This window comes from Poriferisphaera sp. WC338 (assembly GCF_050931845.1).
Classification (GTDB): domain Bacteria; phylum Planctomycetota; class Phycisphaerae; order Phycisphaerales; family Phycisphaeraceae; genus Poriferisphaera.
The window spans coordinates 1,118,197-1,139,700 of record NZ_CP194516.1; the positions used below are offsets into that span (position 1 = coordinate 1,118,197).

General features: G+C 42.0%; 16 protein-coding genes. 13 read left to right on the forward strand and 3 right to left on the reverse strand.

Features of this window, described 5'->3' with window-relative positions; all coding sequences use genetic code 11:
• Positions 1-72: 72 nt before the first annotated feature.
• From ACQ6WK_RS04565 to ACQ6WK_RS04595, 7 genes are all read left to right on the forward strand, one after another.
• On the forward strand, positions 73-594 hold the full coding sequence (locus ACQ6WK_RS04565) for a sigma-70 family RNA polymerase sigma factor (protein ID WP_432799564.1): 522 nt from the start codon (positions 73-75) through the stop codon (positions 592-594).
• The gene (locus tag ACQ6WK_RS04570) at positions 591-2,168 is read left to right on the forward strand and encodes a hypothetical protein (RefSeq protein ID WP_432799565.1); all 1,578 of its coding nucleotides are present in this window, start codon (positions 591-593) and stop codon (positions 2,166-2,168) included. Before ACQ6WK_RS04565 ends, ACQ6WK_RS04570 begins: the two co-directional genes overlap by 4 nt.
• 131 nt (positions 2,169-2,299) lie before the next feature.
• Positions 2,300-3,052 carry a hypothetical protein gene (locus ACQ6WK_RS04575; protein ID WP_432799566.1) on the forward strand — a complete coding sequence of 251 codons (753 nt, stop codon included), beginning with the start codon at positions 2,300-2,302 and terminating at the stop codon, positions 3,050-3,052.
• 79 nt (positions 3,053-3,131) lie between these two features.
• Positions 3,132-3,923 carry a type II secretion system protein gene (locus ACQ6WK_RS04580; protein WP_432799567.1) on the forward strand — a complete coding sequence of 264 codons (792 nt, stop codon included), beginning with the start codon at positions 3,132-3,134 and terminating at the stop codon, positions 3,921-3,923.
• A 150-nt stretch (positions 3,924-4,073) separates the two neighbouring features.
• A complete protein-coding gene (locus tag ACQ6WK_RS04585; RefSeq protein WP_432799568.1) occupies positions 4,074-5,471 on the forward strand; it encodes an ABC transporter substrate-binding protein in 1,398 nt (465 codons plus the stop codon).
• A gap of 3 nt (positions 5,472-5,474) precedes the next feature.
• A complete protein-coding gene (locus tag ACQ6WK_RS04590; protein WP_432799569.1) occupies positions 5,475-6,344 on the forward strand; it encodes a carbohydrate ABC transporter permease in 870 nt (289 codons plus the stop codon).
• On the forward strand, positions 6,341-7,231 hold the full coding sequence (locus ACQ6WK_RS04595) for a carbohydrate ABC transporter permease (protein WP_432799570.1): 891 nt from the start codon (positions 6,341-6,343) through the stop codon (positions 7,229-7,231). The genes ACQ6WK_RS04590 and ACQ6WK_RS04595 overlap by 4 nt, the downstream gene beginning before the upstream one ends.
• A 15-nt stretch (positions 7,232-7,246) precedes the next feature.
• On the opposite strand, the gene ACQ6WK_RS04600 is transcribed toward ACQ6WK_RS04595, so the two are convergent.
• The 3 genes from ACQ6WK_RS04600 to ACQ6WK_RS04610 all read right to left on the reverse strand — a co-directional run bounded on the left by ACQ6WK_RS04600 (position 7,247) and on the right by ACQ6WK_RS04610 (position 13,050).
• Entirely contained in the window at positions 7,247-8,836 is a 1,590-nt protein-coding gene (locus ACQ6WK_RS04600; RefSeq protein ID WP_432799571.1) for a sulfatase family protein, read from the reverse strand.
• A 322-nt stretch (positions 8,837-9,158) separates the two neighbouring features.
• Positions 9,159-10,127: a Gfo/Idh/MocA family oxidoreductase gene (locus ACQ6WK_RS04605; protein ID WP_432799572.1), complete on the reverse strand. Its 969-nt coding sequence runs from the start codon at positions 10,125-10,127 to the stop codon at positions 9,159-9,161.
• Between the two features lie 148 nt (positions 10,128-10,275).
• Complete coding sequence (locus tag ACQ6WK_RS04610; protein WP_432799573.1) at positions 10,276-13,050, reverse strand: alpha-mannosidase; 2,775 nt, start codon at positions 13,048-13,050, stop codon at positions 10,276-10,278.
• A gap of 147 nt (positions 13,051-13,197) precedes the next feature.
• Here ACQ6WK_RS04610 and ACQ6WK_RS04615 point away from each other — a divergent pair, with 147 nt between their 5' ends.
• The 6 genes from ACQ6WK_RS04615 to ACQ6WK_RS04640 all read left to right on the forward strand — a co-directional run bounded on the left by ACQ6WK_RS04615 (position 13,198) and on the right by ACQ6WK_RS04640 (position 21,484).
• Positions 13,198-13,998: a GntR family transcriptional regulator gene (locus ACQ6WK_RS04615; protein ID WP_432799574.1), complete on the forward strand. Its 801-nt coding sequence runs from the start codon at positions 13,198-13,200 to the stop codon at positions 13,996-13,998.
• A gap of 177 nt (positions 13,999-14,175) precedes the next feature.
• Positions 14,176-14,928, forward strand: coding sequence for a hypothetical protein (locus ACQ6WK_RS04620; protein WP_432799575.1), 753 nt, complete (start codon positions 14,176-14,178; stop codon positions 14,926-14,928).
• A gap of 121 nt (positions 14,929-15,049) precedes the next feature.
• Positions 15,050-15,778, forward strand: coding sequence for a type II secretion system protein (locus tag ACQ6WK_RS04625; RefSeq protein ID WP_432799576.1), 729 nt, complete (start codon positions 15,050-15,052; stop codon positions 15,776-15,778).
• Between the two features lie 73 nt (positions 15,779-15,851).
• Positions 15,852-17,843 (forward strand): LamG-like jellyroll fold domain-containing protein, encoded by a 1,992-nt coding sequence (locus ACQ6WK_RS04630; RefSeq protein WP_432799577.1) that lies wholly within the window; start codon positions 15,852-15,854, stop codon positions 17,841-17,843.
• Between the two features lie 96 nt (positions 17,844-17,939).
• The gene (locus ACQ6WK_RS04635) at positions 17,940-19,883 is read left to right on the forward strand and encodes a LamG-like jellyroll fold domain-containing protein (RefSeq protein WP_432799578.1); all 1,944 of its coding nucleotides are present in this window, start codon (positions 17,940-17,942) and stop codon (positions 19,881-19,883) included.
• Complete coding sequence (locus ACQ6WK_RS04640) at positions 19,880-21,484, forward strand: sodium:solute symporter family transporter (RefSeq protein ID WP_432799579.1); 1,605 nt, start codon at positions 19,880-19,882, stop codon at positions 21,482-21,484. Before ACQ6WK_RS04635 ends, ACQ6WK_RS04640 begins: the two co-directional genes overlap by 4 nt.
• Positions 21,485-21,504: the final 20 nt, after the last annotated feature.

The window sequence follows — 21,504 nt, forward strand, 5'->3', positions numbered from 1 at the left end:
TTTTAGCTATTTGGGTTATGCGATGTACAGAAGTCGTTAGTAGAGGACATATATAGAAGAAGGAGATGATGCTTGCCACTCACGTCTGAAACCATTATTCGACAGTTAGCAAAAGAACGTGGTCGAATACTCGGCTATATATGGGCCATTGTGCAGGATGAGCATCTGGCGGAGGATGTGTTGCAAGAGGTATTTATCATTGCTTGTCGAAAAGCGGAGGAGGTGGAGGCTACAGATGATATTCATGTTCGAAGATGGATTCGGAAAATTGCCCGATATCAGGCTTTGAATGCTGCAAGGAAATCGAAAAGATCGCCACTTATTTTTAATACAGAAATCATGGATTTGGTAGATGGTGCATGGGATCAGGCAGACGCCAATGAATCAGAAACCATCGATGCATTGCGGGGTTGTATAAAACGGTTGTCGGTATACGCTCAGCAGCTCATTACGCTTCGATATGTCGAAGGTTTTAGTGGCGTGGATTTGGCGAATCAAGTTGACCGTAAAGTCGAAACCGTGTACACCGCATTATCTCGAATTCATAAAGCATTGCGGGAATGTGTTCAAAGAAGAATGGGGGTGGTGCGATGAGTGATGATCATATCGCGGAAGCATATGAGAAAGAAGCATTTGGAGGTAAACCATTTCATCAGATGGTTATTCTACATTTAGATGGTCTTGCTACAGAAGCTGAATCACGAGCGATTGAAAAACTAATTGCGAACAAAGAATCATATCGTAGCGAGTATGTTCTCATCTGCCAGCAAGCAGGTTTACTTTCTGCAATGCTTCGGCCGCAAAAATACACTTTGCCTGCAGCATTGGATTTTTTAGATAATCGAGGTATTGATAGCGATGGTGGTTTATATGAATTGGTCGATGAGCCGACCGAATCTCAAGATTCTATGTCGTACTTCGAAAAATTACAGTCGCAGGAATCGGATTCTATTCAAACATACAAAGTTATTGTGATTCCAAAGGTTATCGCGTACGGATCTGCTGCTGCAGTTATTACGATGCTACTCATGGTAGTTTATTCTATTTTGCCCTCAGGAGGTTCATCTGACCGCGGGGCCATTACAGCTACAAAAACACAAATAGATACATTTGAGCAAGTAGTTGAAAGGGGGCCTGTCGCGAAACTGATTGGAATTTCTGATGGGGCAGTTTGGGCGGATTCAGTTGATTCGATGCGATCAGGGCAGGGTCTTTCAAAAGGGACCTTACAACTAGAACAGGGCGAAATTGCAGTAGAATTTAATAGCGGTACCGTTGCTACAATCAAAGGTCCGGCAGCATTCTCACTCGTTAATGATAATGCTAGTGAGATGATTGCAGGTATTGCAAGTTTTGACGTACCCACCTCAGGACATGGTTTTGAAGTTTTGATCCCAGGTGGTGTTGTTACTGATTTTGGAACAGCATTCGAGATTGATGTAAATGATCATCATGAAGCATCGCGCGTTGAAGTAACTGACGGTATGGTTACAGTTCAAAATAGGGAGGGGGAGAACCGTAGTGAACCAGTACAGTTAAGACGAAATCAATTTGCAGATATTCTACGCACAGGAAAAGGGTTGGCTGCATTCATGAGAGTGCGCGAACGTGTAGAACTGCCAATACGTTCAACAGGATATAGAATGACTGATGGGAAGGTGGATCCAGATTGGCATATCTATAATGCTGCGACAGATAAAGAGCTTCCCGCGTTCATCATTAGCCCACGCCGACTTGATCCCGAAGGTAATAATTTAGTTTGGCTTGCATCAGATAGCCATTCTCAGTGGTTGTCACCAATCCGGTACGCGGCTTCTACAGGTAAAGGACAATATATTTTCAAAACGAATTTATATGTGCCGGAAAGCTTCGATGCTTCAACGATTATTCTTACATTGAAGTTCATCGTGGATGAAAGGCTAGAATCTATACATGTTAATGGACAAGAGATAGCCGGATCATTCAAGGTGCCCAATGAAGATCAGATGGGACTTAATACAAAAATTCGCTATCAAACATGGACGACTCACACTATACAAGATGTCTTCTCTCAGGGTAATAATACCCTTGAGTTTATAGTGTCTAATGATAACGGTGCTATTGGATTCCGTGCGGAATTAACAGCAGTGGGTGATCGACTCTATAGACCCATACTTGCTCCTAATTAATTACATGAATTCATAAAATTATTAATGTGTTTGGTCTTTCGAGTAATGATATGCTTCGGATATTTCTCAGATTGTCTGAGAGGAATAAATAATAATAGAGTCGTAATAGATTGCTCAAAAAGGAGAGATGAATGTTTCAGATTAAACGAAGAAATTATTACACAATACTTTCTGCTGCACTAGGTGTGCTAGTATGCTTCGGTCAGCAGGCTAACGCTGCTAATATTGCTACGGGTTTTATTAACCCAAACGTCTTTTTTGATAATGGTTCTGCAAATTGGACTTTTAATTCACCTTGGTTTTATGACAGCGGACAAACGGCAGCAACATTTCAAACCAGCGCAACAAATGCCGTGGGTTTTTATGCTCTCGAAGGTAGTCCGCGTGATTTGACTGCAGAGAGTAACGTACTTGCATTAGATAATTACAATCCTGCAACGACCAAACTAACAAGCCTCACATTCAGCGATCCTTTTCGTCTCTTCAACTTCGGTACGATCCCAGCGGATGGAGAATACAATTTCTTCATTGAGTTTACGATTGAAACTTTCTCAGGTTTCTATCGTGCTTCAACACAGAAAGTCAACAACCCATTTGAAAATACCACTTCGCAACTGGGTTTAGTGTTTGATTGGGAAACAGGTGGATTCTTAGGCGATCCGTTTGTGGGTGGCAATGGCATTGCTTTAGGGGAGATCATCGGTAGTACTTACAATGCTATTTTTGAGGTTGTTACACCAACAACTGGTGGCAATGGCTTCTTCGGCATTGAAGGATTTAATTTAGCATATGAGGTTACATCATCGATTCCTGAACCGGCAAGTATCGCACTCATCGGTTTCGGGTTTGTGGTAATGTGTCAAAGACACAATCATAAGTATTAAATAATGTGTAATGGTTAGCGCTATTTCTCATGGCGTTGGGTTAATGCCTGTCGTCATGATTTGAATAAAGGAGTATATGATGTCGAAGTACATAGATCGAGGATTCACACTCATCGAGTTGCTAGTCGTCATTTCAATTATTGCCCTTCTCGTTGGTATTCTCTTGCCCGCGCTTAGTGCGGCTCGCCGTACAGCTAGGGGTATTAAATGTAAGGCCAATACAAGACAGTATACGCTTGCATGGAATGCGATGATGACCGACACCAATGGGGAGTTCTTACGATATACGTTGCAGCATCTTCACGTGGCCGCAATGGAGGATTATTTCGGCGGCACGGAGTTTGACGATATCTTATGCCCCGAAACTGATGAAGATCCACTATGGGATGGTTCAGCGAAGCGACCTTATCGGTGGTCTGGTTTTGCAGGTGTAGATGATGGCGAATTTATTGGATCGTACGCATTCAATGGTTTCCTTTATCATGGAGCATTGGCTGGTGACTACACGGCTGATGATGTAGATAATCCAATCGGGCCGCCTGGCGGATCATTTTGGGATCCTGCAATGGACTTAGAGTGGTGGTGGGGAGGAAAAATCTCACATATACAAAATGCATCCAATGTTCCGGTTTACATGGATAGTAATTCTGTTGATGCGTGGCCGCAAAGTACAGATATTCCGCCGATTGATGACACAGGTGAATCTCGTCTGAACAATATGCAGCGAGTTTGTTTTGATCGTCATCTTGGACGTATTATCAACGTAGCTTTTGTTGATGGGCATTCAGAAGGTATATCCGTTGAAGATTTGTGGCAGTTGCAGTGGCATCAAAATTTCGTGTTGCGTGATGATGTTGTAATTGAATGGTAGAAGGACGTTTGGAAATTCTAATTATCAAATCGTTTAGATACAGATAGTGGTTGTATTAAGATTGTGATCGTATTTAGATACTACGTTCATTTGCTTCAAATGTGTAGCGCATTTGTTGTAGCTATCTTCATATCCATACGGGAAAACGTAATGAATCGAATCCTGCAGTTAAATCCAGTATTTATGTCGGTTGGGGCATGGTGTATCCTCATTATTTCGATCAGTAGTGGGTTAGTCCTTGCGGTATGGCCGATTACTCAGCGGGATGGACTAGAGATGTGGACGTATGCCCGAGTGCATGAGGAAACTTATGCTAAGCCTATTACATTGTGGAATGAACAGTCGGCGGAAAAGAATCATGAGACGGTAAATCTTTATGTTCTCGATGGGGCTGCACAGGTTCGGCGCACACTATCTGCTTTCTGGTCTGGTACGCCAGTAGCAGATGTTATGGAAGTAGAGCAGGATTGGATGGGGCGTTTTTTTAGTGGTCCCCAAGACAGTATTGGTTTTGCAGATATTACAGATAGGCTTCGTGATGAGGGAATCCACAAAAAAATCAATGAACCTGCTTTCGGTTTATGGACTTCACGCGGTCGTATTTTTGGTATTCCACATGATGTACATCCGGTTATGCTAGCTTATAGAGCAGACATTCTTGGAGAAATGGGCATTGATATTACTCAGGCTCAAACATGGGATGAATTTGCCAAGCTCATGATGATAGTTTTGAAGCACCAAGATGGATCAGGCCAAAGAATATATCCGATGAGTATTTGGCATACGAATATGCAACTAATTGAGACGCTAATGTTGCAAGCTGGAGGAGGAACATTTAATTCTAATGGGGAAATTATCATTGCGTCCGATGCAAATGCTTTGGTGCTTGCAACGGTTATTCGTTGGTGCATTGGTGAAAAACGGATTGGTGTTGATGCACCTGAATTTCAGCCATCTGGTAATCAGTTGAGACTGGAAGGACGTGTTCTTTGTACATTAATGCCTGATTGGCTTGCTGGCGTATGGAAGCAAGATCTCCCACAGTTGAAAGGAAAACTGAAGCTGATGCCACTTCCGGCATGGAAACCTGGCGGACGCAGAACAAGTGTTATGGGGGGAACCATGATAGCGATTCCTAAATCTACAGAAAATTTTGAAGATGCTTGGGCATTTGCTAAGCATCTATATCTTTCGGAAGAAGTCGCAGAACGTCTTTTCCAGAGAAACAATATTATTTCACCAGTAAAAGCATTGTGGAATTGTTCATTTTATAAGCAGCCTGATCCATATTTTTCAAATCAGGTTGTTGGTCAAATGTATATAGATCTGGCTCCCAGTGTACCTACCAGAACGAGCACACCATATCGTGGTATCGCTATTTCGCGTATTAGTGAAGTGGTACATAAGCTTAGGCAATACGCGGAGCAACGTCCAAATTTTGATCGCGATGCCTTAATTCCGGTCGCCAAAGAATTATTGGCGGATGCGGAGGAGCGTGTTATAGAGGAAATGCAGCAGAATTATTTTCTTAGTCAGAAAGTGAATTGATTGATGAAGCGTTCTAGTTTCCATTCTCGATTGAGTCCATACCTCTTTCTAAGTCCGTTTATTGCCGTTTTTCTATTATTCACAGCCTATCCAATGTTGCATTCAGTTGTTTTAGCTTTTCAACAAACTGATGGCCCAGATGTATCAGTATTTGTTGGGCTGAAAAATTTTCAATGGATTTTTACAGATCCGGATTTCTGGAAAGCGTGTAAAAACACAGCTTTTTTCTCGTTTGGCTCTGTTGTAGTACAGATACCCGCTGCTCTTGGTTTGGCAATACTTTTGAACAGAAAGGATATTGCAGCTCGCAGTATTTGGAGAATGATATTTTTCTCGCCTTCTTTAGTCGGGATGGCCTTTGTTGCAATTCTCGCGAGCATCATCTTTGAGAAGAATACAGGAATGCTCAATGTCACGTTAAATCAAATGATTGGTTTTAATCTGGAGTTTCCGTGGATGGAGCAGTTCGTGATGGCATCTTTGATTATCGCAGCTTTTTGGATGTCAGTCGGTTTTAGTATGGTTTATTTTTTAGCTGCTTTGCAGAATGTTAGCAAGGAGCTGACAGAAGCTGCGATGGTAGATGGGGCAGGGCCATGGAGTCGTTTTTCACATGTGACGCTACCAGCCATACGTCAAGTTTGTGCATTTGTGATTCTCATCTCATTGGTAGGATCTTTTCAAATTTTTGAATTGTCGTATCTGCTTCTTGGTGGCGGCGCAGGCCCAAACAATCAAGGACTTACAATCGTGATGTATCTATATATGAAGGGATTTGATCAAGGTGATTTAGGCATGGCAAGCGCTGTTGGTTGGATTTTAGCTTCGACTCTTTTTGTCTTTGCCATTATTCAGAAACGAGTATCAGGTTGAGTAATAATACATCACAATGTCAAAAAAGTCGTTACACGGTTCTTGTATATCTTGCTTTAGGTGTGTTTGCCATTTTTACACTTATGCCGTTTGCATATTTACTCTGTTCTGCATTCAAAAGTAGTGACGTATTCTTTTCCTCATCTTTCCTCCCTATTAAGGAGGATGGATACTGGTTTGAGATTGAATGGAGCGGTTTGACATTAAACCATTTTCATCGTTTGTGGTCTGAGGTTAATATTGGCGATGCTCCATTTGTAAGATCAGTTTTCAATTCATTGTTTTTTGCTTCCACACTAAGTCTTCTTGCGACATTAGGCAGTGCAATGGGTGGGTATGCATTAGCCATGATGCGATTCCGTGGTCAGGAAACCATCACATATGCTGTGCTGGGATGCATCGTGATACCTGGAACTCTATTGCTTGCTCCCAGCTATGTTGTCCTGCATTGGTTAGGCCTTCTAGATACTTACACTGGATTGATTCTTCCTGGGATAGCCCCAGCTTTTGGAGTTTATCTGTTCCGTCAAGCATTTATTGGAAGTCTTCCGGTTGAACTGTTAGAAGCTTCAAGTATAGATGGTTGCAATGATCTGCGTATGTTCTTACAGATAGCATTACCCATGGTACGCCCCATGATTGGCGCTTTTTTGTTGATCACCTATCTGGGAGCATGGAACAACTTTATTGGCCCACAGATTGTCTTGCAGACCCCTGAGAAATTTCCACTTGCTGTTGCGGTTGCTCAGTTGCGCGGTAATTATGGAATCGAGCATGGAATGATTATGGCTGGTACATTGATTGCGGTTGCGCCAGTATTGATACTGTTTCTAATGCTTCAGCGTGACTTCATTTCCGGTCTTACAACAGGATCTGTCAAAGGATAAACCACGGTATATGAATTATGCATAGCACACACGTGGCATCGCAGTCTGCTCGCGTTCTAGATTTGCTTGGACCAACTGTCGATACATATCAGTTTTCACTTCTTTAAAAGATGGGTTTGTGTATAGGTTTTGATGTTCACTTGGATCGTTCAGTAGATCAAATAGCTCCCCCCATTCGCGGCCACGATATACCGTTAATTTGTACCGATCAGTAATGAGTGTTTGTAAGTGAACTTCCGGGCCAGCCTGATGATGATTTTCAACAATTGCGTAATTACGGCTTGGTTGAGCTTGTTGCTTCCAAGCCTTGAGTTGGCTGCGACCTTGCATGTGCCGTGGTACTTCAAGGCCAGCGGCCTCTAGAAAAGTCGGAGCAAGATCGACGAGTGATTGGATCGCATGGTTTGAGGATTGATGGGGAATCTGATTTTTCCATGCGCAGATGAATGGTACTTTGATTAGATCTTCGTAATGAAATGGACCTTTAGCGATAAGTCCGTGTTCACCGATGAAATGGCCGTGATCGGATGTAAACACGATCAAAGTGTTTTCGAGCTGACCATTTGCTTCGAGTTCGTCAAGTGTTTGGCCAATCCAGTAATCCATAAAAGAAATCATGCCATAGTAAATTGCTTTGGCGCGTTGGAGCTGCTCACGTGTGACATCTGCATGTGGATGATAGCCATGATTACCCCAGCCGTCCTGATTGAATGGTGCAAAATGGTTTTCACTTTCACGTGTCAGTTGATGGGGCAGGGGCATCTCATCCATTTCACCTTCGATGTATTGGTCGATATCCATATCTTTAGGGTTATACATACTCGCCCACGGCTCACTGACACAATAAGGTGGATGTGGATCATGATAGCTTGACCATATAAAAAACGGTTTACCTTGTGCGTGTGAGCGTTTGATTGCGGAGATGGTTTTTTGGCCTGTCCATGCAGTATAGTGGAAAGATTCAGGCAGTTGCCAACTATCGTCTTTACGCAACCCAAGCATGGAATCTGGATCTACCTGCGGTGCACGTGTTGCGTCATGATCTGTATCCTTGTGATTATCACTGCGTGGTTGAAAGTATGCTCGCCAATTGTCCAAGCCATTTTCTTCCATCCATAGTGCATAGTGCTGCCCAACATGGCCTTCATCAGTATGGTTTCTAGTAAGTTCGCAATAGTCAAATCCATACCACGGCGTATGAGTATCATTGAATGTTGACCAGAACTCAGTGTCACGCAGTGTCGGGTAAGCTTCAACTGATTGACATTCATCGGTGGAACGTAGTGGTTGAAAATGTGCTTTGCCAATCAAAGCTGTATCGTATCCATGTACTCGTAAGTAGCCACCAAGTGTTGGTATATGCTCTGGTAGTTTTGTGCCTAATGTAAACGCACCGTGAGCAGAGGGATATAATCCTGTTATCAGCGATGCTCTTGTAGGTGTACATGTCGGGTTGGGGCAATAGGCGCGGTTGAAATGAACGCCCAAGCGAGCCAAACGATCTAGATTGGGTGTCTTAATTTTCGGATTCAACATGCCAATGGTTGCCCAATGCTGCTGGTCCGATGTAATGAGTAGTAAATTCGGCTTATTACACGTAGTCATTTCTGCATTATACTCGCTAAATCATGAAAGGAAGAACAAAGAAACGTGAGGTAGAGAAGCTCGTGTGCATCGATACGATATCCAAGAAAAGCTGGGGGGCGGATCACCCTCAGCAAATCGATTAAGCGAATGTGTCCATTTGATTTTTTTGGCCAAGACAAAATTTTGAGCGGCTATTAATTGAGCTTTGACGTTAAGAATGGTGGAGAGTGCTAGATTGATGTGATCGTTATGATTAGGGACGAACATCATTTTTAGGTATTGATTGTAAAAGTCATTTACTTGATGTTTGTATAGCGATGATGGTAATCAATGAATGAATTCAGGATACAATGTCGCGTAGGTAAATACGGCGGCAATTACGGTTTCGACTTTCAAGCCCTGCGATAATGATTGCCATTTGTGCACGTAATTGTTCAAAGGGTATTGGTGCCACGCCGGAACGCAAATATGAAATAAAAGTAGAGAGTTGGCTTTTAAAGGCTGAAAAAGTATCAGCAAACTTAGCTTCTAATGAACCTCTTGTGCCAGCAACTTGTACAAGGCCAAATGCACCATACATATCATTATTTGTGATAAGAATTACATCAATCTTATCGTGGCGATGTAGATGAACAACATTAGATTTATTGGTCCCAGTATTGATAACCCATTCGTAATCTCCGTGCGGCAAAATTGAATAGACTGCTTCAAGTGCATGGATACCATATCTCTCCCATGATTTTGCCATCATAACTGTTATGGTTCTTACCTCACCAACTTCAGATAATCGATCTCGCAATTCGAAAAATTCTCGTGCATAGCGCATGCAGCTGCTTGAAAGAAATGGCTTGCCTTCGTGATGCCAAGCAGTAAATTGCTTTAACCCGTGTCGATTATCAGTTAAGGGTTTGTCAATAAATACAGGTACACCATTATCCAAAAATGGACGCACACGATCGACATGTTCACTTCCAATATCTGTTGCAACGATTGCAGCATCTACATGGCCAATGACATCTTCAGGTCGCCTAACAATGTTTTGGATTTGTGATGATCTCGCGACACATTGAGCTTGATCAAAATGATCACACCATATATGAGTAATCTTAGCACCTTCAATACCAAGGTTGGCAGGGGGCTGCGAATCTAAATATTCAGTGATATTTGGAAAGCCACAATTAGCGATTAGTTCCTGATCATAATGACCATTTATAATTGCAGACCAACTGAAAGGATGGCCATTGCCTTCCACCATGCCAAGCATTGCAATGCGAATGTCATTTGGATTTTTAACAAGAGATTGATTCATTTTACGTTAAACTCGTATCCTTATGGATATTGATCTATTGTTTCGAAACATCAAAAGCACACATCTGTTCACTTGGTTTGTGATTTGTGATGAATTCATAAATTACAATATAGTAGTGTGTTATTCATTATTCTTGATTTATACATGGTTATGAGTAAATATCGAAATCCAGACTTAGACTAATAATCTGCTTCGGCGCAAGTTCTAAATTGATTTCTCTATCATTATGAACCAGAATATCACCAATGATCTGTGATTCATTGTTTATTTGTTTGGCGTGTTTGATCTTCATATTCATATCTGAATGTAACTCAACCAAACTAAGTTTTGTTGTGGGATTAAATAGCCTTAATTCTGTTGTATCCTGGACCTGCCGCAAGCTAGTTAGAACAGCTTCGCCCTTGAGTTTCAATAGACCGCGAGATGGAGGCAGAGATATTTCTGCACATGATATATCTTGCTTTAAATATTGGGCCGGAAGATTGACTTGCTTTAAACCTGCAGATAGCAACTGACCCATTCGAGAAAGTTTAGCTCGGCTTGGTTCGCCCTTTAGCGGAGTAATCCAATAATTGAATACCATTGGCCCGATCAGCTGCCCGTTGGGCTCGCCGTCTGTATAAACGGTGTGCTTTGTACTGCGGAATAATGTTAGAGCAATAGGACGGTCAGATTGATCGCGTACTGCTGATTCAAGCAGACCATCGCTGATAACTGCTAAGCCATGGTCGTTATCAAAAACAGCAGTCCATTGTTGCTGCGGTTTTGTTTCGATTTCGGGTTCACGATACAAATGATTATCTTTTCGAAGCGCAATTGGTCGCTCTATAACATCAAAAGGGCTATCAGATAAATATGTTTGTGCATCTGTTATACTTGGGAAAAGTACACGTAGCCTATGGTCCGATGCTCGGTTGTTAATTGTGGTTTGAATTTCGATATAATCGGTATTTGGTCGCAAACTGATCTTGCTATCAATATCCAAATTGACAAGATCATTGTTGCGATATTGCCCTTCGTCACTGAAGTTAAATGCGCTTGGAACACACATTGTCGTACGGATACGGAAGCTGGTTTTAAATGGGCCATCTTCGACCAGAGCAATAGATGATTTTGACGCTGTTGAAGTGTAGACTTGATCTGCAACTGCCGTACCACGACTCCAACCGTCTCCGCAATCAACTGAATCCTCGAAAGTTAATAGCCGTCTATATGTTTGCTTTGTTCTTTTGTCATATAAGGTGATAGATCCGTTAGATTCAATTGTGACATCAAAATACATGTTTGACATTGAACATTCACTAGTAGCCAATGTATTTGGCATCATCAATTGTTCAGGCTCATTTACGTTACCTGGTCGGACCGTTAGTGTTGTGTATCCTAGGGCTGGAATTATGAGTGGCAAAGAAACATTTACATCATGTGTTTTGTATGTTTGGGGAAAGCGTGAGTCAGAAATTGATACTTTAGTACGATTGAAAGTTTGCGATAATGTTTGTGTCGGAATTTCATTGCCGTCTGTATCATACACGTGGTAGATCAATTCTTGAGCCACGCCGCCATAGGCAGGATAGATTGGGCAGCTAGCAGGCAGTTGCAGTGTTAAATCCGCGGTTTGATCAAAGATTGTGGCTAGGGGATTGAATACTGTTACTCGTATTTCGTCATCAGCTAATCCCCCTTCAATATGAGCCGTGATTGCTTGAGTTGCTTCAAGGGTGAGGCGTTCAGAAATTTGCTGGCTTTGATTGAAGCGGAATTTCATATCTTCGTGTACCTGATCAATACTACAGCCACAGATTGAATCATGAGGATGGTTCTTGATTAGCCATTTCCATGCAAGATCTAGAAAAGCTTGTGGATATTCACGGCCTAGTATTTGATGCGCCATCGTACTCAAGGGCTCAGCCCATTGGCATAATGATGTCTGACATGCTGCATTTACCTGCTTGATCCATACACGACTTGATCCGGTACCTGGAATTAGCCATTGATTGTCTTCTGTCGAGCGATGGAGGCCCGGTTCACGCAATTCGCCTTCAACAATTTCGTCAATTTGATCTGCATAGTTAATCAGCTCATTTAGATAAGCATCAAGTGAACTATGAGTAATTTTATATTGATCCTCTACGTCTCTTTGCTTCTCTAGTAATAAACTATATGCCAATTCATCCCAGTATTGATGATCACCACCATCAAATGCAAGTAATGGAACATCTTGTGGTGTTAGTCGACATTCTTGTTCAAGATATGTATTCAGGGCTTCGGATGCTTCAGCAATATCGGCAGCAACCTTAGATTTATTTTCTTTTAGTGGCTCGCCGGCATGACGTACTTCATTTGCATAACCACAGTATCCGTGCTTGCCAAAACGGTAGCAAGGTAATTCAGTTCCATCAGCACCTTGCCAACGAATTAATCTGCAATCTTTATTGTTTAGTCCACGCCACACCAATCCGGCTCGTATGCCGAATCCTGCAAGTATTTGCGGCATTTGACTGTTATGGCCAAACAAATCACATAGAAAGCCTGCGTTAGAAGGTTCTCCACCATAGTCTCTCGCAATCTGGCGACCGTATTGTATGTTGCGAATAATTGATTCACCTGAAACAAGAAATTCATCTGGCATGACATACCAAGGGCCGACTATCAGCTGCCCATGTTTTACCAAGTCTCGAATTTTTTGTCGTCTCTCAGGTCGAACCTCTAGATAATCCTCAAGAATAATGGCTTGGCCATCCAAAGTGAATGGCCCTTTTAAGCGCCCATCTGCTAAGCCGTCTAATACTCGATCAAGCATTTGGACAAGACGGTATCGAAAATGCTGAAACGATTGATACCACTCTCGATCCCAATGGCTGCTAAGCACATAATGGACTTTGCGAGATGTAGTTTTGTTTGAAGCAGGAGGTGTGATTTTCACTTTTTCGAGCCTTTGCGAAAGACTGGTTATGACAGGTGTTCGATTTTTCTCAACACTTATTTGGTATTCAAAAAATCTGTAAAATATTTATATACAACTGTTTAAAATTAGTGTATTAAGAGTTTTAGCCTTGGGGCCGATACTTTTTTGATATTATCTCCATATGTTCTTGACGTCAAATATATTCGTGATATCGTATATATTATGTCACTAAGCTTCAAACAAAATTCATACGAATATATCAGGCAAAGAATTCTCGATGGATCTCTTAAAGCAGGGGATCCACTGTCATACCGTGAGTTGGCAAAGGATGTTGGTGTTAGCGCGACCCCTGTGCGAGAGGCGATCAGCAGATTAGAAAGCGAAGGCTTGGTAGATCAGCTGCCGCGTGTTGGAGCATTTGTCAAGCGTATGAGTCGGGGGGAAATTAGAGATCTATATGAATTACGTGAAGCGTTAGAGGGGCATGCTGCATTGTTGGCTGCCGAACGTATCACGGCTGATCAGATGTGCGAGATTAAAAATATTTGTGCTCAAATGCGAGAGTTGTTGCGCGGGCGTAAAAACAAATCCGATTGGGATGTGGCTGGGACAACCAAGCGGATGGGGCAGCTAGATATCAAGTTTCATATGTTGATTGTGACGGCTGCCGGTAATTTGAGAATTGCCAAGCAGATTGATGATTTTCAGCTTATGCGCACCGTTATAGCCAATGGACGCAGCTTCATCGGAAAAATTGATGAGCAGAACCATGTGAGAACTGTGTATGAGCACAGAAGGATTGCGCAATCTTTGTGCAATAGGGATGCGCAGTCTGCTCGATACTGGATGCTTAGGCATATCAGTTATGCAAAGAAATTGACGATTGAGCTTGCTGAAGAATCAGCTGCTGGAGGTTGGTCTGATACATACCGCCATGCGGTATCTCAAATGGAACGATACTTATAAGCAATTTGTATTCTTTATGTTGATCTAACGAGTAGACTTTTTTGTAAAGCTTAGTGAGCTTTAGGGCTATTCTCATCGACTTGTTTATGTGGTGGTACTGTTTGATTGTTTGCATGCTTGTCAGAAGCATCTGCTGAGCGTTCTGTAGCTACATACCTTTAAGATTGGAGAAGAGTAATGATTTGGAATCGCATTTTTATGGTTTTTCTATTGTCCATGGTAGGGTTGGGAGGAAGCTTCGCTGAAGCGGCTGTAATTTTGGATCAAAATTTTGATGATACGGGGACATTTGCTCCAGGGATCACTGGTTATGTCGGTTCGCCGTCAGATTCAGGTGGTCGATGGGGATCATTTGATGCTAACAATACGCGTATTAGTAATTCGGTTGCGCTTAGTGGTACACAATCCCTAATTGCAACACGCGGCGGTGTGGCACTTGGTCGAACCGATGCTTTTGTAACAACAAACTTGTACGATATTTCGTATGCGATCAACCGTGTAGCATCCAATAGCGAGTTGATTGTTCAGGTAGGTAATATTGCTTCAGTTGCTTCTCAGGTAGGTTTAGCAACATTTGTTCGGGCAAATGGCTTAATTCATATCAACACAGGCGGCGCATGGATTGCAACAACTGCTTCGGCACCAGTCGGTAAATGGACAGCAATCAGGATACGCGTTGATGCTGCAGCATCAAGTTATGATTTATATGTGACACCTGAAGGTGGTGCTGAATCTTTTGTGCAATCGGTTGCAATCACGAGTCTTCCCGCGAACGTTAATGCGATTCGTTTAAGTCCGCAGGGGAGCGCTGGTACAGAAACATACTTCGATAACGCTTTGATAAATGAAGTTATTGTGCCTGAGCCTGCAATGATGGGATTGGTTGGACTTGGTGGTCTATTGCTTGTTTCTCGTCGTTTAGGCCACTAATTATGTTCTCTCTTTGGCGGTTTGTTTTAGCAAATAAACCGCTAATTCAAAAAAGCGACGATGAGAGATCTTGGGCAGATGTTAGGCTTAGCGATGATGCAAAGCAGTTAAAGGACATGTTATGAAAAGAAATGCATTTACACTTATCGAATTGCTTGTTGTAATATCTATAATAGCATTGTTAATCTCTATACTTTTGCCAGCCTTAGCTTCTGCTCGTGAGACTGCTAGGCAGGTACAATGTTTGAGTAATCTTCGGCAAATCGGTCTAACGTCTGTGTTTTATACAGAGGATTACGAAGGTTATTTTCCAAGCATGCGGTCAGGTTTAGATGGTAGCGCTAATACATGGTATACGAAGCTAACGCCATATTTGGCGAACACGAATCGTGTCACTCAAAATATGTCGACTTCAATGTCGGCTTCAGAACAGGCTCGTTATAACGCATTATGGCAGGAATTTGCATGTCCGTCAGCGGATAAGGATTCATTTTCACTGTTTGTTCAGGGGGTACAACGTACATATGGGATGCATGTGGCGACAAGCCATAATGGCAGCAGGCAGAGCTACGACAAGGGATATGGGGTTGCTGCTTGGGCGACAGGTTTAACTCGGAAGATACATCATCTTAGTTCACCATCCTCTTCAATTACATTTAATGATACTCAGAATGTTGAGTATATTTATGCGAATATGTATTCGGCACTTGGTGTTGCACTGCAGCCAACATATCTTCCCGCGCGACATCTTGAGCAGTATGTGGGAGCTTTTGCTGATGGCCATGCATCGGTCACACTCACAGAAGAGATTGCGAATCCAGAAACACCATTCTGGCGTTTGGTAGATTGATTATGATCTTATTTACCTAGTTATAAAAGTATGTTGTTTCGTTATATGTAATCCATAGTAGTGAAAGTGAATCATGTATAGATTACGTTTTATAAAGATAGAATTACGCCTAAGTAAGTTATTTCAATCCACAGTTGGTATTGTTCTATTGTTAACTTTAGTGTCTACAGCATTCGCCCAAGGAAGTCAGAATTTGATTAACGTTAGTTGGGGGGATCAAATTCTAATTGGATCTGGTAATGCGCGGTTGGATACAGCAGAGAAAATTCGTAATGCAATGGAAATATGGGATCAAAATAATCAGGGCAATACGATTCTCTGGCGTACAGGAGCATATGAGCATTACAATTTCTTTGATGGACGACGGTATACTAAACCCAACTATTGGTCGAAGCTTGATCAGATATATTCAGAGTTCGACCCTATAGCTGTTGCAAGGCAGGCTGCCTCTCAGAACGGTCAAACATTTCTAGGCTATACAACTGTATTTGATCATGGAGCGCCGGCTAGTGTTCAATACGATGGTAGGCATGATTTTGTTTGGCAAGATAGAGCTACAATCAATAATCCTTCCTATCAGGTTAAGGATCGTTTGGGTAATTATCAGTATGGTGTTTTAGAGTTTGCAAATCCATCAGCACGGCAGTTTATGGTGGATCGGCTTAAGTTTTTTGCAAATGAATGGGATATGGACGGGGTTTATATAGATACACGTACGCATTCCATTCCCGCAGAACATGCCGATCAGTTTGGTTTCGGCTCTGAGGTGGTCAGTGAATACCAGAATCGATATGGCATCAATATTTTGACCGATTCAAGATTTGATTACACAAGCTCCAGTTATAATCCGAATCATCAAGTGGTTGAAAATTGGCGTAAGCTGCGCGGCGAGTATCTCATTGAGTTTTATCGGGAAGCTCGTGCAGCAATGCCAGATAAGATCATCTATACGAGTATTCCTCGAGGCGATTATCTTGGAGATCCATACGGTAATTTACATATTGATTGGCAAACATTAGTCAATGAAAAGCTAGTCGACGGTTTAGTCATAGGTGTTTCGACAGGGATACAGCATCCCAATCTTGCTCCTGATCCTAATACAGCAGGTTATCTTTCAAGTGAATCGGCGAATATCAACATTCCTACTCGTGATGATGCCGTTGCAAATATATATGGCCCCGTGACACAATCTAATTCCGTTAAGCTTTTTTTTGACACGAAAGATTTTGCACCGAACGATCAGCAGTTCCTCAGTAATCAGCCCGCGCTAGATGGTGTGATGATCCAGACACCTTCGGGTACTGGCGGCGGCGTGATAATTAGTCAGAATGATGCGTTCGATTTTTCTGGGGGTAAGATGACACTTGAAGCTTTTGTTAAAGCAGGTGAGGGCAATACAGGTGGCCAGAGAATTCTTAGTAAATATGACCATAATGATAATGGTCGTAATAGAGGTTGGGAGTGGATTGTATCTTCAGAGGGAAATCTTCAATTTCGTGTTCAACAAGTTGGTGGTGAAGTAAAGATTGATTCGAATACAACGTTGCCAGTAGGTGCATGGGTCCATGTTGCTACAGTTTATGATGCGACTAATGATGAGATGCGTATTTATCTTGATGGTGAGCTTGATTCAGTTTTAGCTATCGATGGAACATCATTGAACTCGACGCCAGATCAAGATCTCTTTGTTGGTAGATATGGTGGATTTGACGGATTGGTTTTTGATGGCCAAATCGATGAACTTCGTATTACAGCCGATGCGCTGATATTCGATGGTGTACCGCAACAGCCGTATACCGGTACGGAGCCTGATACCATTGCACTTTATCATTTCGATGAAATAGTTGATGGTGAATTCGTAAACTCAGCAGAAGGATCTATTGAGGATGCGTTTTTGCTTGCGGGAGGTGATCAAGCCCATATGGATTCACAGCATGGTTTCGGGAAAGCATTAAACATAGGTTTCATTATTAACCCAATACCGGAGCCAACAACGATGACGCTTTTGTCATTGTTAGGCACAGTGTTGCTTGGGAAACGATGGTACAAGGCAGGAGTAAGATAAATTTGAAAGATCAATTGTTTGGTTGTGAAAAAGTTTTAACTATATGATCTGCTATGTCTTATTCAGTAATTATTAACGCATAAAGGCAAAATGTAAATGAAGATTAGTATATCAACCTGTTTAATATTAAATTTTATATTTTTACTGTGGTTCTGTGTAGCACCATCCACGTTCGGCGAAAACCTTGAAGAACATAGGAACCATTCAGTCGAAAATTTAATTAATGTGAGTTGGGGCGATCAAATCATGATTGCTCGAGGCGATGCTCAGCTTGATACGCCTGATAGGGTAAAACGATCTGTTAAGAGTTGGTTAGATAATTATGATGGCAAAACTGTTCTGTGGCGGATGTCCGCAATTTCTATGAAGCGATTTTTCGAGCGTAGGCAGTCCGGCGATTTTACGAAAACATATCTCAAGAAGGTTGAGAAAGTAGAGAAGATATTTTCTCCTGCCACAGTTGCACGGAAGGAAGCACGAAAGAACGGGCAAAATTTCTTGCTATACATGACAATATTTGATCATGGAGCTCCGCTCACAGATTTATATGGTGGCAACACACCGTTCCCTTTTCAAGATCGATATGTCATAGAGCATCCAGATATTCAGGCTGTTGACCTTGAAGGAAACTATCATAACGGCGTTTTAGAAATGGCGCACCCTGAAGCTCGAAAACTAATGATTAATCGTATTGTTAGTTTTGTTGAAGAGTTTGATAGTGATGGTGTTTATATTTGTTCAAGAACACACTCGCTCCCTGCGCTACATGCGGACCAATTTGGTTTTGGCAAACCAATTGTTGATGAATACCAGCAACGGTATGGCGTTAATATTCTTCAGGATTCTCGTTTTAACTACAAGAGTCGAGATTACCGCAGTAATGATCCTGCTGTAGAGAAGTGGCGCAGGTTACGTGGTGAATACCTTGTACAATTTTACAGGGAGTTACGCGAAGCACTTCCAAACAAAATTATTTATACCGGTATTCCACGCGGTCGATATCTAGGCCCTCCGTATGGAAATTTATATTTAGATTGGGAAACGCTTGTTCAAGAATCACTTGTCGATGGCCTTGTTCTAGGTGCTTATTCCGGAAAGCAGTTGCACCCACCTTTATATAAGCCACATAATCAGATTGGATATCAGTCTAGCGAAGATGACAGCCTCAACATTCCTTCTGTTGAGGAAGCGATGGAAGAAGTATATGGACCATTATGTCAGCAATACAACGTTAAGTTGTTTTATAACAGTGCAGCATATGGGTCTTTAGAAAAAAAACGTTTGAAAAACTTGGAAGCTCTTAATGGATTTATGCTTGTAACACCTGCGTCGGTACCTGGACGTGGAGCGATCACGTTTGATGGGCCAATGTTGCGTAAGAATCGTGAAATGACTATTGAAGCGTTTATTTATGTTAACAAGATGCCAGATTCACATCAGGGTACTCCGCGTATTCTCAGCAAATACAGTCATTATGAGGGAGATCTTCATCGCGGATGGGAATGGATTGTAGATGCAGATGGTCGATTTAGATACCGTGTTAATTTAGCTAATGATCAGCTTGGTATGCAAGGTGATCAGGTGGTGAAATCGCAGGAACCGTTACAGTTACGTCGTTGGATACATGTCGCAACTGTTTTTGATATGCCACAGAGAGAAATACGTCTGTATCTTGATGGTAAACTTGATCAGACGCAGAGAATTGCTGCATGCCCAATTCGCGTAACAGCTGAGCAGGATTTACATCTCGGAAGATATGGTGGTTCAGATTCAAATCAATTTGATGGAATGATTGATGAACTACGGATTGTGGAACGTGCTCTGAAATTTAAACGTGTACCAACTCGGCCGTACCGAGGTGATGAACCCGGCACAGTTTGTTTGTATCATTTTGATAAGATTGGTCCTACATTTAATGTCACTAATGCTGCTGACCCGCAACAATTTCCTATTAAGGTCATAGGAGGCGGAGATAGTCTTTTAGTTGATTCGGTCTCTGGATTTGGTCGAGCTTTTGACATGGGTACGGAGGAGAAATGAATTTCTTATCTGCTTCACCCGTCTCAAGCGGAATCATGCTTTCCATGTTAGATTGGATCGCGATTGGTGTATTCCTATTCCTGGTTGTTTGTGCGGCTATGTGGGCACGTTTTCAACAAAAGGGCAGAGCTGACTTTTTTCTAGCAGGCCGATCGATGAGCTGGGTTGTCGTAACTTTTTCAACATTTGCAACGTTGTTCAGTACTATTAGCTTCGTCGCGATTCCAGGTGAGGCATATGATCATGGATTAATGCTTTCGCTTACATTGATAGTTGGTGCGATGTTTTACCCTTTGGGAGTATGGTTGTTTCTCCGTTTTTTCTTTAATACTCAGACATACACTGCCTACGAATACCTTGAGCGAAGATTTAATTTGCCCACACGCTTAGGTGGAGCGATGACATACTGTATTATCCGTCTTTTATATGGCGGTACGGTATTTTATGCTGCTGCAAAGGTTTTTGAATCACTCGCGGGATGGCCTATGATTGCTACAGTATTAGTCATAGGAGTATTTACAATTATATATACCGCAACAGGTGGTATGAAAGCCGTTATGATCACTGATACTATCCAAGGTGTGATTGTTGTTATTGGTATCGGAGCAATTCTGTATACATTGCTTCAGATAACAAACTTCGATATTCAAGGCATTTACACCTATGCATCTGAGAATGGGCGTGGTTATGAGGGTGTGGTTCAGCCGGAGTTCTATCGAATGAATCTTTTTGACAGGTTCAGCCTTTGGCTTTTATTAATTGCTTCGATCACAACACCTCTTGCAACTCTTAGTGCAGATCAGTCTGTGTTGCAAAGACTTCTTGCGTCGAAGTCATATAAACATGCCAGACGGGCAGTGATCGTAAATGCATTTACCGCTGTTCCAGTCGTTGGTATGCTCTGGTTGATCGGGATTGGCTTATCTTTTCTGTATACAAGTGGTAAAACATCATTACCTAGTAATATAGAAAGTGATCATGTTCTAGGTTTCTTCATTAGTTCTCATTTGCCTGCACCTTTCCCGGGATTAATTACTGCTGCACTTCTTGCAGCTTTAATGAGTACCATTGATTCTACGGTTAACTGTATTGCAAATGTGATTCACTGTGATTTTCTGGTTCGCTTGAGGGTAGTTGGTAATAATAGCAATCATGAAATGCTTGTTTGTAGATTGCTTAGCATTCTGATTGGTTTAGTATGCGTAGGCCTCGCAGTTCTGATGACTCTCGCTAATGAGGGTATTCAAAGCAACATTCTTGAGATTACTGGTATTTGGTCGAGCTTGTGGCTAGTTCTTCTGGCTGTATTCCTGATAGGTGTTTTAGCGCCACGTGTGACTGGCAAACACATTTTTATTGGGATGGTTTTAGGCGGAATGGTTAGTTTGTACCTTCCCTACACACTCTATTATGCAACACCAGCTGATGAACGAATTAGTTTTATGTGGGTTGGTGTACCGGGGATGTTGATCACTATTACTCTTCCTCTCCTACTTAGTCTTTTATGGCCCGATGTGAAGAGTACCGAAGGTTTGACGCTATGGTCCATTAAGAATAAATCAAATACTTCAAAGATATCAGATCCAGTTTTAGTTAATTAATTTTTTACTAAGCATGTAAA